The organism is Mangrovibacter sp. MFB070, from assembly GCF_000705335.1.
Taxonomy (GTDB): domain Bacteria; phylum Pseudomonadota; class Gammaproteobacteria; order Enterobacterales; family Enterobacteriaceae; genus Mangrovibacter; species Mangrovibacter plantisponsor.
Genome location: NZ_JJMI01000039.1, coordinates 49,766 through 64,820, shown reverse-complemented (window position 1 = coordinate 64,820; position 15,055 = coordinate 49,766). Strand labels below are relative to the sequence as shown.

16 protein-coding genes are annotated in these 15,055 nt (G+C 51.1%); 8 read left to right on the top strand and 8 right to left on the bottom strand.

All coding sequences use genetic code 11. From position 1 onward, the window contains the following. Positions 1 to 29 precede the first annotated feature (29 nt). On the top strand, positions 30 to 1,640 hold the full coding sequence (locus DT73_RS18545) for a sensor domain-containing diguanylate cyclase (protein ID WP_084172323.1): 1,611 nt from the start codon (positions 30 to 32) through the stop codon (positions 1,638 to 1,640). Positions 1,641 to 1,691: 51 nt separating this feature from the next. On the opposite strand, the gene patD is transcribed toward DT73_RS18545, so the two are convergent. The 7 genes from patD to DT73_RS18510 form a co-directional block, all read right to left on the bottom strand. Continuing rightward, complete coding sequence (gene patD / locus DT73_RS18540; protein WP_036113056.1) at positions 1,692 to 3,116, bottom strand: aminobutyraldehyde dehydrogenase; 1,425 nt, start codon at positions 3,114 to 3,116, stop codon at positions 1,692 to 1,694. Positions 3,117 to 3,152: 36 nt separating this feature from the next. After that, complete coding sequence (locus tag DT73_RS18535) at positions 3,153 to 3,959, bottom strand: ABC transporter permease (protein WP_036113052.1); 807 nt, start codon at positions 3,957 to 3,959, stop codon at positions 3,153 to 3,155. Beyond that, positions 3,949 to 4,890, bottom strand: coding sequence for an ABC transporter permease (locus DT73_RS18530; RefSeq protein WP_152552551.1), 942 nt, complete (start codon positions 4,888 to 4,890; stop codon positions 3,949 to 3,951). Before DT73_RS18530 ends, DT73_RS18535 begins: the two co-directional genes overlap by 11 nt. A gap of 2 nt (positions 4,891 to 4,892) precedes the next feature. Beyond that, positions 4,893 to 5,906 (bottom strand): ABC transporter ATP-binding protein, encoded by a 1,014-nt coding sequence (locus DT73_RS18525; protein ID WP_036113046.1) that lies wholly within the window; start codon positions 5,904 to 5,906, stop codon positions 4,893 to 4,895. Between the two features lie 13 nt (positions 5,907 to 5,919). Beyond that, positions 5,920 to 7,068: a putative ABC transporter substrate-binding protein YdcS gene (ydcS, locus tag DT73_RS18520; RefSeq protein ID WP_036113043.1), complete on the bottom strand. Its 1,149-nt coding sequence runs from the start codon at positions 7,066 to 7,068 to the stop codon at positions 5,920 to 5,922. A gap of 243 nt (positions 7,069 to 7,311) precedes the next feature. Then, complete coding sequence (locus DT73_RS18515) at positions 7,312 to 8,730, bottom strand: PLP-dependent aminotransferase family protein (protein WP_036113040.1); 1,419 nt, start codon at positions 8,728 to 8,730, stop codon at positions 7,312 to 7,314. Between the two features lie 3 nt (positions 8,731 to 8,733). Continuing rightward, positions 8,734 to 9,147: an acyl-CoA thioesterase gene (locus DT73_RS18510; protein WP_036113036.1), complete on the bottom strand. Its 414-nt coding sequence runs from the start codon at positions 9,145 to 9,147 to the stop codon at positions 8,734 to 8,736. A 305-nt stretch (positions 9,148 to 9,452) separates the two neighbouring features. On the opposite strand from DT73_RS18510, the gene DT73_RS18505 reads away from it, so the two are divergent. The 3 genes from DT73_RS18505 to DT73_RS25680 are packed head-to-tail and all read left to right on the top strand — an operon-like array spanning position 9,453 to position 11,979. After that, positions 9,453 to 10,850 carry a cytochrome ubiquinol oxidase subunit I gene (locus DT73_RS18505; protein WP_036113033.1) on the top strand — a complete coding sequence of 466 codons (1,398 nt, stop codon included), beginning with the start codon at positions 9,453 to 9,455 and terminating at the stop codon, positions 10,848 to 10,850. Beyond that, positions 10,850 to 11,848 (top strand): cytochrome d ubiquinol oxidase subunit II, encoded by a 999-nt coding sequence (cydB, locus tag DT73_RS18500; protein WP_036113032.1) that lies wholly within the window; start codon positions 10,850 to 10,852, stop codon positions 11,846 to 11,848. Before DT73_RS18505 ends, cydB begins: the two co-directional genes overlap by 1 nt. Next, the gene (locus tag DT73_RS25680) at positions 11,848 to 11,979 is read left to right on the top strand and encodes a DUF2474 domain-containing protein (protein ID WP_072006991.1); all 132 of its coding nucleotides are present in this window, start codon (positions 11,848 to 11,850) and stop codon (positions 11,977 to 11,979) included. The genes cydB and DT73_RS25680 overlap by 1 nt, the downstream gene beginning before the upstream one ends. A 44-nt stretch (positions 11,980 to 12,023) precedes the next feature. Here DT73_RS25680 and DT73_RS27105 read toward each other — a convergent pair whose 3' ends face one another. Next, positions 12,024 to 13,169, bottom strand: coding sequence for a nickel/cobalt efflux protein RcnA (locus DT73_RS27105; protein WP_036113029.1), 1,146 nt, complete (start codon positions 13,167 to 13,169; stop codon positions 12,024 to 12,026). A gap of 123 nt (positions 13,170 to 13,292) precedes the next feature. On the opposite strand from DT73_RS27105, the gene rcnR reads away from it, so the two are divergent. The 4 genes from rcnR (at position 13,293) to DT73_RS18475 (ending at position 14,953) form a co-directional block, all read left to right on the top strand. Next, positions 13,293 to 13,565: a Ni(II)/Co(II)-binding transcriptional repressor RcnR gene (gene rcnR, locus DT73_RS18490; protein WP_036113026.1), complete on the top strand. Its 273-nt coding sequence runs from the start codon at positions 13,293 to 13,295 to the stop codon at positions 13,563 to 13,565. Between the two features lie 108 nt (positions 13,566 to 13,673). Next, positions 13,674 to 14,228 carry a TetR/AcrR family transcriptional regulator gene (locus DT73_RS18485; RefSeq protein WP_051691466.1) on the top strand — a complete coding sequence of 185 codons (555 nt, stop codon included), beginning with the start codon at positions 13,674 to 13,676 and terminating at the stop codon, positions 14,226 to 14,228. Between the two features lie 5 nt (positions 14,229 to 14,233). Then, positions 14,234 to 14,563 (top strand): multidrug efflux SMR transporter, encoded by a 330-nt coding sequence (locus tag DT73_RS18480; protein WP_072006990.1) that lies wholly within the window; start codon positions 14,234 to 14,236, stop codon positions 14,561 to 14,563. Positions 14,564 to 14,722: 159 nt separating this feature from the next. Then, the gene (locus DT73_RS18475; RefSeq protein WP_036113018.1) at positions 14,723 to 14,953 is read left to right on the top strand and encodes a DUF2554 family protein; all 231 of its coding nucleotides are present in this window, start codon (positions 14,723 to 14,725) and stop codon (positions 14,951 to 14,953) included. Positions 14,954 to 15,055: the final 102 nt, after the last annotated feature.

Below are 15,055 nucleotides of genomic sequence, written 5' to 3'. Positions count from 1 at the left end.
ACCACTGGCATAGCGAGGGATATCGTTGTATGACTGCACTACGAACCATGAAACTCAACCTGTTACTCACCTGGATGTCCATTGGTGCAGTGGTGCTGACTGGTGTTCTCCTGTTGACGTCATTGTACTTTTATCAAAAAGCCAATATCGAGCACACCATTCTTGAGAATAACAACGCGTATGCCCGTAAACTGGCCGAAACTGCAGACAGAGTGATTGGTATCAGCCAACAAGAACTGGCTTACAGTGCCAGTAAAATTCATAGCTTCAGCGACTACCAGACTATGGTTGATGAAGCTGACCGGCTGCGCCTGCAATCGGGTTTTTTTAACTCTGTTATTGTGGTCAACGATCACGGGATTATTCTGGCCACTTCACCGGAGAGCCTGAATTTGCGGGGTATAGGCCTGCAATCTGAAGCCAATGCAAACGCATTAAAGACACGCAAACCCTATATCTCACAACCTTTTTTTACCGGGACAACTAACCGTTATGTCATCTTTGTTTCGTCGCCAGTGTTTGACCATGCAGGTAATTACCTTGGTTATATCGGTGGTTCGATTTACCTGAAAGAGAAAAGCATCTTAAACCAAATAATCAGCACCCATTTTTATAATTACAGTGCCAATGTGAGCATTGTTTCCAATGACGGGCATATTATTTTTAATAAAGACCCGAACAAAGTGGGCAGCCAGATTGGTATTGATGACCAGTTGAAAAAAATGTTGAGCCAGAATGTAAGCGGCGCTTACGTGGTTAACCACGGTGAAGAGACCCAATTACTGGGGGTTGGCAACCTGACAAAAACAGACTGGAATGTTTTTGTTTACGCCGACGGCACGCTGGTTAACGACATTATGCTGTCCACTATTCGCCAGTCTGTGTGGTTTATTATTCTGATTCTGGTGTTTACCTCGTTGTTGTCGTATGCATTATCAACACTGATAGCCCGGCCATTGCGGCGCCTGGCCATACTTTCTGCCAGTAAGCCAACGGCTCATGTAGTGGAAGAGATTCGCCAGATAGATGCCTGGTATTACGAAGCCAATAAACTGAAGGTATCAATCAGTGCCGGGATGGTTTCGACTATTAAGCAGGTGAAAAACCTGGATCGCGAAGCATCAACGGACCCATTAACCGGGCTGCTTAACCGGCGCGGCTTTATGACGCTGGCAAGCATATCGGGGAAACACAGCGAGAATGCGCTTATCTCCCTCGACCTGGATCACTTTAAGCGTGTTAATGATACCTGGGGGCATGATACCGGGGATAAAGTTCTGGTGATGGTCAGTAGCATTCTTAAAACTATCTGCCGGGAAACCGACCTGGTTGGGCGTTTTGGCGGGGAAGAGTTTGTCATTATGCTGCCGGGCACCAGCACAGAAAATGCGGAGAAAATCGCTGATCGCATCCGTTGTAGTATTGAACAGGAAAAACAACCTCAGTTGCCTTCTGTCACTATTTCAGCCGGTATTGCTGCACTTGAAGATGCGGACAGTATTGATGAAGCCATTAAAATGACCGATATCGCGTTGTATGAAGCGAAAGACAAAGGCCGCAACCGGGTGGTTCTTTACCGCTCGGTGTGCCCGCTTCCCCAAACATCTGGCGTTCACACCGCATCTTCATCCCACGCCTGACCGGGCCTTTCGTTAATTGCGGGCGGAGGATTCCGCCCGCGAATACTAACCTTAATGTTTAATCATCACATGGCGGACTACAGTGTAATCTTCCAGGCCATACATCGACATATCTTTGCCATAACCAGAAGACTTTAACCCACCGTGTGGCATTTCACTGACCAGCATGAAATGGGTATTTACCCAGGTACAGCCATAACGCAGGCGGGCGCTCAGGCGGTGAGCCCGGCCAACATCTTTCGTCCAGACAGATGAGGCCAGCCCGTAATCAGAGTCATTTGCCCAAAGTAATGCCTGCGCTTCGTCGTCGAACTCTGTCACACTGACCACCGGGCCGAACACTTCACGTTGCACAATATCATCGCGCTGCTTCGCACCAGCAAGCACCGTTGGCTGGAAATAATACCCCGGGCCGGGTACCCGGCTGCCACCCGTTACCACACTGATATGCGGTAATAACTTAGCCTGGTTGACGGCTTTTTCAACCCGCTCAAGATGTGCCAGTGAGCTTAACGGGCCCAGTTCGGTTTCAGTGTCGTCAGGGGCTCCAGTCTTGAGTGTACTGACGGCGTTACCCAGTTTTTCAACCAGCTGGGCATAAATACCTTTCTGTGCGTAGATGCGGCACGCAGCAGTACAATCCTGCCCGGCATTGTAAAAACCAAATGCCCGGATCCCGTCCACTACGTCATCAAGATCTGCGTCATCAAACACCAGCACTGGCGCTTTCCCGCCTAACTCCATATGCGTGCGTTTCACACTTTGCGATGTGTGGCGAATAATATGCGCGCCTGTTGGAATAGAACCAGTCAGTGACACCATCGCAATGTCTTTATGCCCCGTCAGAGCGTCACCCACCGTTTGGCCACGCCCGAACAGCACACTCAGTACGCCCGCCGGGAAAAGGTCTTTTGCCAGTTCGGCCAGTTTAAATGTGGTCAATGGTGTAATTTCAGACGGTTTGATAACCACGCAATTACCCGCGGCCAGTGCCGGACCTAATTTCCAGGCGGCCATCATCAACGGATAGTTCCACGGCGCGATAGACGCCACCACACCCACCGGGTCACGGCGAATCATAGATGTATGCCCTTCCAGGTACTCTCCGGCAGCGGAGCCACTCAGGCAGCGGGCCGCGCCGGCAAAAAAGCGGAATACATCGGCTACTGCCGGGATTTCATCGTTAAGCACTGCGTGAAAAGGTTTGCCACAGTTTTGCGATTCCAGACGGGCAAATGTCTCTGCATGTTGTTCAATGATATCTGCCAGTGCCAGCAGCTTTTCAGCACGCTCACGGGGCACTGTCTGGCTCCATGAGTCAAAAGCGGCGCTGGCAGCACTCACTGCACTGTTAACTTGCTCCACCGTGGCTTCGGGTATCTGAAGCAATACTTCGCCAGTGGCAGGGTTGTAAACGGGAAGAGGTTCACCTTGTCCAGTAACCAGTTGTCCATTGATTAAAAGTTGGCTTTGCATGTTATTTTCCTTGTTTGCTTTGGTGTTGCTGTCGCATTATTTTTCACTACCGGCTGTTGTGTCGGTATCACGTGTTAACCACCAGGCTCCAAGTATGGGCAACATGGTGGCAACCATCACAACCAGCGCTACAACATTTGTCACGGGAACATCCCGCGGTCTTCCTAATTGGTTCAGTAACCATAACGGCAGCGTTTGTTCATGGCCTGCCGTGAATGTCGTCACGATAATTTCGTCAAACGAAAGTGCAAATGCCAGCATCCCGCCAGCAAGCATGGCAGAGGCGAGGCCCGGTAAAATAATATAGCGAAAGGTTTGCCAGCCATCCGCCCCGAGATCCATGGATGCCTCAACCAGGCTCCAGGAGGTTCGCCGAAAGCGCGCCACTACGTTATTGAACACAATGACCACACAGAAAGTGGCATGCCCGACAACCAGTGTGAACATCCCCGGCGTTATCCCCAATTTGTTAAAGGCAGTGAGCAATGCCAGACCAGTGATAATGCCGGGCAAAGCAATGGGTAACATCAGGACAAAACTAATGACATTACGGCCAAAAAACGCCTTTCGCCAGAGAGCTGCTGCAGCTAACGTGCCAAGTATTAACGCAATAACTGTTGCCAGCGCCGCCACTTTAAGTGACAACGTCACAGCATTCAGGATATCCCCTCTTGCTGCAGCCACCTCAAACCAGTGTAGCGTGAATCCGGAAGGCGGAAAGCTGAAGGCCGCTTCTTCAGTATTGAATGCGTAAAGTGCAATGATAATTAACGGGAAGTGAAGAAATATGATCACTGACCAGGCGGTGGCAGTGAGCCAAAATGGGGCGCGATTAGAGTGCATCGAACGCTCCCAGGCGTTTTACCAACGCCAGCCATAAACCAATCAGCACACAAGGCACCAGGGTAAATGCCGCTGCCATGGGCATGTTGCCAATAGCCCCCTGCTGCACATAGACCATGTTGCCAATGAAGTACCCCGGCGGGCCAACCAGTTGCGGAATAATAAAATCCCCAAGTGTGAGTGAGAACGTAAAAATGGAACCCGCAGCAATACCGGGAATAGCCAGCGGCAGAACGATATAGCGCAATGTTTGCCCTGGCCTGGCGCCCAGGTCTGCCGAGGCCTGTAGTGCTGAAGATGGCACTCTGACCAGCGCGGCATGGACCGGTAATATCATGAATGGCAACCAGATATAGACAAACACCCCAAAGCGCCCCAGGCCTGAGGTGGAAAGTGTGGTACCGCCGATGTCCGGTATGCTGAGCACGGTGCTTAACACACCTCCCAGCCCCATATGGGTTAAAAACCACTGCGCCACGCCATCTTTTGCCAGCAGCAGTGTCCATGCATAGGCTTTAACAATATAACTGGCCCACATTGGCAACATCACCGCGATATACAAAAAGGCTTTCATGCGCCCGCTGGCATAACGCGCCATATACCAGGCCAGTGGAAACGCCAGCACGGCGCTTGCCAGCGTGACCAGCAAAGCCATGATGAGGGTACGTGAAATGATGTCGTAATTTGCCGGGGAGAATAGCGCAGCCAGGTTGCTCAGTGTCAGTTCTGGCAGCACCGACATGGTGAAGTCGTCAAAGGTGTACAACCCCTGCCACAGCAATGTGAACAAAGAACCGAGGTAAATAATGGCGAACCACATCACCGGTGGAGTCAGTAACAATGCCAGCCACAACAGTGGGCGGCGCCACAGAAATGTACTGACATCACGCCTTAAACGGTAATGTGAAACACCTCTTGCTGCTCCCTGCATATTCATCGGCTTTCCTCCGCCAGAGGAACCATTGCCGCTTCAGGCCAGGACAACGCTACTTGCTGGCCTGGCTGGTAAAGCCCACTGTCACTGCCCAGTGTATTGGTTTGGCTGACCAGCAAATGTTCACCATTGGCTAATTGCACATCCAGCCGTGTTGCGGCACCGAAATACTGAACCTCCCGCACGGTACCCTGGGTCTGAAATGCGCCCTGGTTATCCAGCTGTATATATTCGGGCCGCAGTGCGAAACTCCCCGTTTTACCGGTAATTGTGTTGCAGGTTTCCCCGGCCAGCACATTCGCGGTGCCCACAAAGCGGGCGACAAACGCAGTGGCTGGCTGGTTATACAACACCCGGGGGGTATCAACCTGCTCAATACGCCCATTATTGAATACTGCCACCCGGTCCGACATAGACAGCGCCTCGCTTTGGTCGTGGGTGACGAAGACGAAAGTAATGCCCAGGTCGCGTTGCAGCGTTTTCAGCTCCAGTTGCATTTGTTCGCGCAATTTTAAATCGAGCGCACCGAGTGGTTCATCCAGCAGCAATACTCTTGGGCGGTTTACCAGCGCGCGGGCCAGTGCAACACGCTGGCGCTGCCCACCGGAGAGTTGCCAGGGCTTACGCTGGCGCACGAACCCTAAAGCAACCCGCTCCAGCGCTTCCTGCGCCTGAGCCAGGCGTTGTTTTTTCCCCACACCTTTTACCATCAGCCCGTAGGCCACGTTATCCAGCACACTCATATGGGGAAACAACGCATAATCCTGGAAGACGGTATTTACATCGCGTTCATAAGGCGGAATGCTTGTGACATCACGCCCATGAATTAAAATGCGCCCGGCACTGCTTTGCTCAAAGCCGGCAATCAGGCGCAGGCATGTGGTTTTGCCCGAGCCAGATGGCCCGAGCATGGAGAAAAACTCCCCTTCATTAATTGCGAGTGTCACGCTGTCAACAGCGCGTACCTCGCCAAAACGCCGGGAGACATTTTCAAACTGTACTGCGTAAGACATAGCACCCCCGGCATTAACGCCCGCCCATTATCGCAATGTAATCCTGAGTCCAGCGGCTGTAGGAGACATATTTGCCACCCTTAGCAACAGGGGTTTTCCAAAATGCAATTTTGGCAAAGCTGCCATAGCCGTTGGTTTCGCACCCTTTGTCGCCCAACAGTGTGCTGGCTTTGCACCCTGCCGGGACTGCCGGTAATGAACCAAACCAGGCGGCCACATCACCCTGCACTTTTGGCGTCAGCGACCAGTTCATCCACTTGTACGCGCAGTTAGGGTGTTTTGCATCCGTATGCATCATGGTGGTGTCTGCCCAGCCGGTAACACCTTCTTTCGGAATGGTAGTGGCAATGGGCTGCCCTTCGCTTTTCAGTACGTTAGCCTGATATGGCCAGGAGCCTGAAGCAACCACACCTTCATTTTTGAAATCACTCATTTGGACCGTGGCATCATGCCAGTAACGGTGAATCAGCGCGTGCTGGTCACGCAATACTTTCAGTACAGCTTCATATTGCTGTTCGTTAAGTTCGTATGGGTCGGTAATGCCCAGTTGAGGTTGTGTCGCTTTAACAAACAACGCGGCATCAGCAATATAAATGGGGCCATCATATGCCTGAACACGGCCAGCATTGCTCTTGCCGTCAGGCAGTTGCTGTTTGGTAAACACCACTGACCATGAGTCTGGCGGGGTCGGGAAGGTTTTCGTGTTATACATCAGCAAGTTTGGCCCCCACTGGTACGGCGTGCCATACACTTTGCCTGCCACCGTGAACCAGGGGGCGTCTTTCAGGCGTGGGTCAACATTTTTCCAGTTAGGTATCAACGCGGTATTAATCGCCTGAACGCGTTTACCCATGATAAGGCGCAATGAGGCATCACCCGATGCAGTCACCAGGTCATATCCCCCTTTCGCCATCAGACTCACCATTTCATCAGATGTTGCTGCGGTTTTAACATTCACAGCGCACCCGGTTTCTTTCTCAAATTGCGTTACCCAGTCATAGTTCTTATCACTTTGCCCCCGTTCGATATAGCCCGGCCAGGCGATGATATCGAGCCGCCCTTCACCAGGCCCAACAGATGTTGGCTCAGCGAAAGCTACCGGGCTGGCAATGGTGGAAAATACACAGAGGGATAACAGGCTGCGTGCTAAACGATGTGTCATGAGTAAGGCTCCTGTCTTATTAAAAGTATTCAGGCCCGCCCTGGCGTAAAAATATCTCCCGTAAAAACAGTAGACGGTTCTTTCTCTTTTCCCGGCACCGGAATCAGACTATTTCACCAGGCTGTGATTAAACGCGCAGTTTTACCCAGCGGGCGCTGAGGAGTTTCAGAAAAAGAGTGAACTTTTAAAGTGTAGACAGGGAGTTAGCAGTTGTTGGTAAAAAACAGCCGGTATTGAAATTTCCTATGAAGCTGCGCTGAGCGCCTGCTGCAACAGCCGGGCAAGTGTTTGTACAGCCTGAATCTCCCGTTCCTGCCAGGGGAAAGAAGCATTAACGCGAAAACCATTAAGCCCAGCCTGGCCCACGGTAAACATACTCACAGGAGCAAGGCTAATTTGTTCACGAATTGCCGCGGTATTCAGTGCCCGGGTATCAATACCATCAGGTAAAGAAACCCATAAGAAATACCCTCCATCGTGGCGGGTGATAACACAATTTTCTGGTAAGTGCTGGCGCAAAATTTGCCATGCTTTGTGCTTACGCTCTGCAAGAACCCGCCGTAAACGGCGCAGGTGGGTGTCATAACTGCGGGTCGTCAGGTAATCAGCCAGCGCCATTTGCACCGGAGCGCTGCCAGACAGCGTGCTCATCAGTTGCAACTGTTGAATACGCCGCGCATGCCTGCCTGCGGCCACCCAACCAACACGGAACCCGGCCACCAGAGATTTAGAGAACGAAGCACAATGCAGTGTGATGCCGCCAGTATCAAAAGCCCGGAACGGGGCTGGGCGTGTGTTTCCCTGGTAGAGTTCACCATAAACATCATCTTCAATTAATGACACCTGATGCTGTGCCAGCAACGCGATTATCTGTTGTTTGCGTTCATCAGGTAATGTGAACCCCAGTGGGTTTTGGTGATTCCCCATCAGCCAGCAGGCTTTTACTGGCCAGTTATTCAGGGCCTGTTCCAGGGCTGCGAGATCAATTCCGTGGTGGGGAGAACTGGGGATAGCAATCATTTTAAGTTTGAGGCGCTCAATGGCTTGCAGAGCGCCATAGAAACAGGGTGTCTCCACCACAACCCAGTCTCCCGGTTCGGTGACTGCCTGCAAACTCAGGTTCAGGGCTTCAAGCGCACCGGTCGTAATCACTATTTCGTCCGGGGAAATTGTTAACCCATGTTGGGCGTAACGACGGGCAATGGCCTGGCGTAATGCACGGTGACCCGGCGGCAGGTTTTCCGTCATACTCACCGCACTGGTGTTACGCGCCACATGTGCAAGGGAGCGGTTAAGTTGGGCGAGCGGGAATAATCTTGGGTCGGGGAACGCGGAGCCAAAAGGCACTACACCCGGGCGGCTACTGGCCTGCAATACATCAAAAATATAACTGTTGATGTCTACGTTTTCCTGGTGAACCAGGGATGCTGGTACACCAGGCGTGGTTGCAGACGCAGGGGGCGAGACATAATAGCCTGATTGCGGGCGTGCAGTGATTAACCCCCGGCTTTCCAGCAACTGGTAAGCGTGAGTGACAGTCATAAAACTCATGCCACTATGGCCTGTTTGTTCACGTATTGATGGCAGCCTGTCGCCAGGATGCCAGACACCCAACTCAATCTGATGTGCAATACGCTCAGCCAGTTGCTGGTATTTTTTCACAGGCTAGGGTGTCTCGTCGAACAACGGTGTTGATTTGCCACTATCATCGACGGCGACAAAGTTAAACTCGCCGTGAATCACTTCTTCCCTGCCATCGGAATACATCTGCTCAAGGTAGATAGTCACAGTGACAGTGAGGCTGGTATTACCCACCCGGGTCACCCTGCCAACCAGTTCAACAATCGAACCCGAAGGGATCGGGTGTTTAAAATTGATCTTTTCGGTTGAGACTGTAACCAGGCGTTTGCGACAAAAACGGGTGGCGGCAATAAATGAAACTTCATCCATCCAGGCCAGGGCAGTACCACCGAACAGCGTTGAATGGTGGTTAATGGTGGTCGGGAACACAACTTTGGCAACACTGGTCTGTGAAAAGCGAATCTTTTCTTCTATCCAGGCCGCATCTTTTTGGTTCATCGCAAGACTTCCTGTTAACAAAAAAATCACCCACCTGGTTAATCTTCCCCGACTAAAAACGGTACAGACAGCAGGCACACTGGATTAAGGCACACAATGCACATAGCAACAGGCAGGTTCAGTGAGGCGCTATAATAACACTTTTTTAACTAACGGAAGCCACAGCTACCGCTTATATATAACAATTTTCTTTATTCTGGCATTTTTTGTGAAACTGTTATAGGAAAATACCCGTTAACTGTGGCTGCCATGTAACAACATGGCTACTTAAGATAACGCCACCACTCGGTAATTATGAGGTTTTTATCGTGGCGTTTGATGCCTTTCATCTGGCGAGGATCCAGTTCGCCTTTACGGTCTCGTTTCATATTATTTTCCCGGCTATCACCATTGGTCTTGCCAGCTACCTGGCGGTGCTTGAAGGGTTATGGCTGAAAACTCAGCACCTTCATTACCGCACGCTGTTCCATTTCTGGAGTAAAATTTTCGCGGTTAACTTTGGTATGGGTGTTGTGTCTGGACTGGTGATGGCATACCAGTTTGGCACTAACTGGAAAATTTTCTCTCAATTTGCCGGAAGTGTTACTGGCCCCCTGCTCACTTATGAAGTGCTGACCGCTTTTTTCCTGGAGGCTGGCTTTCTTGGCGTAATGTTATTTGGCTGGAATAAAGTGGGCCCGCGTTTGCATTTTTTCGCAACCTGCATGGTGGCGCTGGGGACACTAATATCCACTTTCTGGATCCTGGCATCCAACAGCTGGATGCAAACCCCGCAGGGTTATCGCATCGAACAAGGCCATGTTGTACCTGTTGACTGGTTTGCGGTTATTTTCAATCCGTCGTTCCCTTACCGCCTGATGCATATGACTGTTGCTGCGTTTGTCAGTACCGCACTGTTTGTGGGTGCAACGGCCGCCTGGCACCTGCTACGTGGGCGCAAAGATGCAACCGTACGCACCATGTTTTCCATGGCAATGTGGATGTTACTTGTATCCGCGCCACTACAGGCATTTTTGGGCGATATGCATGGGCTTAATACCCTGAAATACCAACCTGCCAAAATCGCCGCTATTGAAGGGCACTGGAAAAACACCCCAGGTGAACCGACTCCACTGTTACTGTTTGGCCTGCCCGATATGCAACGGGAAACAACGCGTTACGCTGTGGGAATTCCGGCATTAGGCAGCCTGATCCTGACACACTCGTTAACCAAACAAGTACCCGCACTAAGCGAGTTTCCTGCGGTTGACCGCCCCTGGTCGCCCCTGGTTTTCTGGTCATTTCGTGTCATGGTTGGGCTGGGTATTTTAATGATCCTGCTCAGTGTTTGGGCCTTAGTGAACCGCAGAAATAACCGGTTGTTCGCTCATACCTGGTTGCTGCGTTTTGCAGTTGCTATGGGGCCTTCAGGGCTGATAGCGCTTCTGGCCGGCTGGGTAACAACTGAAGTGGGCCGCCAACCCTGGGTGGTTTATGGCCTGCTGCGCACCAAAGATGCCGTTTCTGCCCACAGTACCCTGCATATGAGCCTTAGCCTGTTGACCTTTATTGTCGTTTACTGTGCTGTTTTTGGCGTGGGTTATCACTATATGCTGCGTTTGATGTGTAAGGGGCCGGAACAGACAGGCACAGCGGACACCGGCTCTCAGATGCATGGTACTCCTGCCCGCCCACTTTCAGCCGCAATAAGTGATAAGGAGTAATCACAATGGATTTATCACTTTTCTGGTTTGCACTGATTATTTTTGCCACGCTGATGTACATCATTATGGATGGTTTTGACCTGGGGGTGGGTATGCTGTTTGCCGTTGAGCATACGCGTTCCCGGCGTGATGTGATGGTCAACACGGTAGCACCTGTTTGGGATGGCAATGAAACCTGGCTGGTTCTGGGGGGCGCAGCCTTGTTTGGTGCCTTCCCGCAGGCTTACGCAGCAATTACTGATTACCTGGCGGTACCACTGACACTAATGCTCCTGGGGCTGATTTTCCGCGGTGTGGCCTTTGAGTTCCGGGTTAACGCAACGCACAGCCACCGAGCGTTCTGGGATAAAAGCTTTATGCTGGGTTCTTTTGTGGCAACGTTTACCCAGGGGATGGTCGCAGGCGCTCTTGTTCAGGGCTTTTCCGGGAGCAGTACGTCATTGTTCCCATGGCTAACGCCATTCACTGTGTTTTGTGGTGTTGGTCTGGTTGTAGCCTGGAGTCTGCTTGGCTCCACCTGGCTGGTCTTGAAGTGTGATGGTGAGCTGGCGTTACGTATGCGCCACATTTCAATATTGCTGCTGGGGTTATTTCTGGTCATTCTGCTGGGCGTTAGCGTTTTTTGCCCACTAACTCAGCCATTTATTGCCAGGCGCTGGTTTAGCCTGCCGGGTTTCTGGTACCTGTTGCCGGTGCCTTTACTGGTTGGCGTTTGTAGTTTTCAGTTGGCCCGGACTTTGCGGCAGAATAATACCCACCGGAATCCTTTTATTATGGCAATTATGCTCGTTTTTCTTGGGTTTGCCGGGCTTGGGGTTAGCCTGTGGCCTTTTCTGCTACCACCATCGATGACTTTATGGGATGCGGCAGCACCTGCGGCCAGCCAGCGCTTTATGTTGCCCGGAGCGTTGTTTATTTTGCCCGTTATTCTTGGCTACACCTGGTGGAGTTACCATGTGTTTCGTGGAAAAGTGACTGCTGATGGAGGGTATCACTAATGAACCCCGCTCCAGTATGGCGCAAACTTAGCTGGTTGTTGCTCATTTGGGCTGCCAGTGTTCTGGCATTGGGGGTTGTCAGTTTCCTGTTCCGGTTGCTGATGCAACTGGCCGGGCTGCATTCCCACTAAACCACACCCGCCAGGCAGGCCTGGCGGGGAACTATATTGTTATGTTACCCGGCAATACCCAGATAACCATGAACTCCCATATACACCCCAACCAGTGCAATCAGCACGCTGGAGAAGTAAGGTGCCCGACGCGCCAGCGTATTGAAACCCTGCCAGCGTTTTGCCACCTGCCGCACACTGATTGCCGCACCAACACCAACAGTTACCAGTGTCAGCGCCAGGCCAATACTAAAACAGACAACCAGAGTTGCCCCCAGCGCCAGCGCTTTTAACTGAATGCAAATCAGTAGCACGGTAATTGCGGCAGGGCATGGCAACAAACCACCGGTCAGGCCAAACAACAGAATTTGCCAGTTGGTAACTTCTTTGCCATGAAAGCGGTGGCGAATATCGTTGGCATGGGCTAATTCATGTGCGTCCTGGTACTCTTTTGAATTCACATCCAGCCCTGCAAGCATTCCATGATTATGCCCATGGTCATCTTCAGTAAATACTAATTCATACTTATGCGCATGGCTATTGTGGCCAAGTGACAGTTGCACGGTAAATTCATGGGGTTCCGGCACTGCCGCTGTCGATTCAAGATAACTGCCTTTGTTGACAAAGTTAAACACCTCCACTGTACCACCTGGTTCACGCACGGTTTCCAGCGAGACTTGTTCCGCGGACCACGCATGCCCGCTCAGCATGGCTAACCGCCAGTGCGCAGGCTGGCCTTCTTCAAAAATCGACAACCCCACCACCCCATGCCCGGTATCAATTTGCTGAATATCAGCGTGGTGATGGTGCTCGTGCTCGTGCTCGTGCTCGTGGGAATGTTCGTGCTCCTGCATAGCTTCAAGCCAGTTTTTTTCGCCCTGCCAGGTTCGCCAAAACATCCACCACGCAGTGCCCAGAATAATGGCAGCAGACACTATCTGCAGCCATGGCTCAGCCGACTCCGCAGTAAATCTATTACTGATATACATACCACCAAAGGCAATCAGCCACACCACTGCCGTATGAGATACAGTTGCAGCAAGCCCGAGCATGGCGGCCTGGCGCACAGTACCTTTGATGGCGATAATAAATGCCGCCATCATAGTTTTAGAATGCCCGGGTTCCAGACCATGCAGAACACCGAGTAATATTGCACTGGGAATAAAGAACCAGGCATTTGCTTGCTGAAGAAGTACTGTGAACTCATTCATGATAATAATTCTTAGTTAACTTATGATGGTTCGAGGATTGTACTCCCCCCCAGTAAAAAATACTACCACCCAGTATAATTGCAATGTTATAATGTACTAATGTCTGCTATTCAGGATCGCTTTATGCCCCATACCATTCGTGACAGAAAGAAACTTAAAGCCCGCACCAGCAAGATTCAGGGGCAGGTTGTTGCGCTGAATAAAATGCTTGATGAACCCCATGAGTGTGCCGCCGTGCTACAACAAATTGCGGCAATACGAGGCGCGGTAAATGGCTTACTGCGCGAGGTTATCAAGGGCCACCTGACCGAGCATATTGTCCACCAGGGTGAAGAGCTCAAGCGTGAAGAAGACCTGGAAGTTGTGCTGAAAGTGCTGGATTCCTACATCAAATAGCCCTTTCCATTCAGTAAATATTTACTGGCTGCAAACTTGCTGCTGGTTTTCTCTTGTGGCAAAATCAAAACAATCCGTATAGATTGATTGTTCAGTAAAGGAATGCCAATGGCCCGCTCCCGCAATAAAGATCCCCAGGCTTTGCGCCAGTCACTGCTGGAATTCGCCACCCACTTGATTATTACGCAAGGCCTGCATGGGCTGACTATGGATAAAGTGGTTAAAGGCACCGGTATCAGTAAAGGCGGGCTTCAGTACCACTTTCCTACCCGCCAGGCACTGGTAGATGCCGTTTTTGACACGACGATGCAACAATTTCTTGCTGAAGTAGAAGCCGAAATGGCGGCTGATACCCGGCCGGGTTTACGTGCAACACGCGCCTATATTCGCGCTTGTTGCAGGGAGATGAGTGAACAGGAAGTTGCTCTTAATCAAGGGATTATGGCTGCATTATTTGCAGACCCGGTATTGCGTGAGCGCTGGGCTGATTTTATCAACACCCGTATGCCTGCCGATGATAAAGGCAGTGATGATGGCACTACTGCCCTGTTCTGCCGCATGGCAGCAGATGGCCTGTGTTATGCCAGTTTATGTAATGTGCACCCTATGACAGCCACACAACGTGAAACCCTTGTTCAGCGCCTGTTAGCGCTGACGGAGTAATTTCTATGACCTGGTTTTATCTGAGTATTGCGATTATCAGCGAAGTTATCGCCACTTCCGCCCTGAAATTGTCCGACAGTTTTACTCGCCTGTGGCCTTCACTGGTGACGGTACTGGGATATGGCGTGGCTTTCTATTTTCTTGCCGTATCCATGCGAACCTTACCCATCGGCATTATTTATGCCATCTGGTCGGGTACCGGTATTGTGCTGATTGGCATTGTTGGCTGGTTGTATATGGGGCAAAAACTTGATTTGCCAGCAATGCTGGGAATGGGGCTAATCATCGCCGGTGTTATGGTGATCAACCTGTTTTCTCATACTGTTTCTCATTAATGCTCAGGGCTGTGCTCTGGCCTTTATTTCTGCCAGAGCCGCCATCAGCTTTTTCTGCATTTACTTTTCTTACACTCCCTTTGCAAGGTTTTGCAAAACTCCTGACAGATTGATTTTTTCTCTGCAATAGTGAGCGGGTCAGCCAGAGGGAATGTAGCAATGTGCCATGCAGCCGTTTGTTTAATCTTAATCTTTTGTTCACTGGCGACCGACCAGGTCACCGCCTGGACGCTGACACCTGAGCAGGTTGGGTTGCGCAGCCTGGATTACCAGTTGCTGCATGAAGCAGACACCGATGAGCTCCGCGCAGTAGCAGAAGAAGCGGCTCATGATTCCCGCGAACAACTCCATGAAGTGACTCACCGTAAACCAATACGTTACCAGTTTTGAGCAAAACCCCGCATATAAATGGGGTTTGCGGGTTGTTTATTTTGTTTATCACTATTTCTGGCAAATATTCCCCAGCATACCTGTTGCCCCGATATTCGGGGC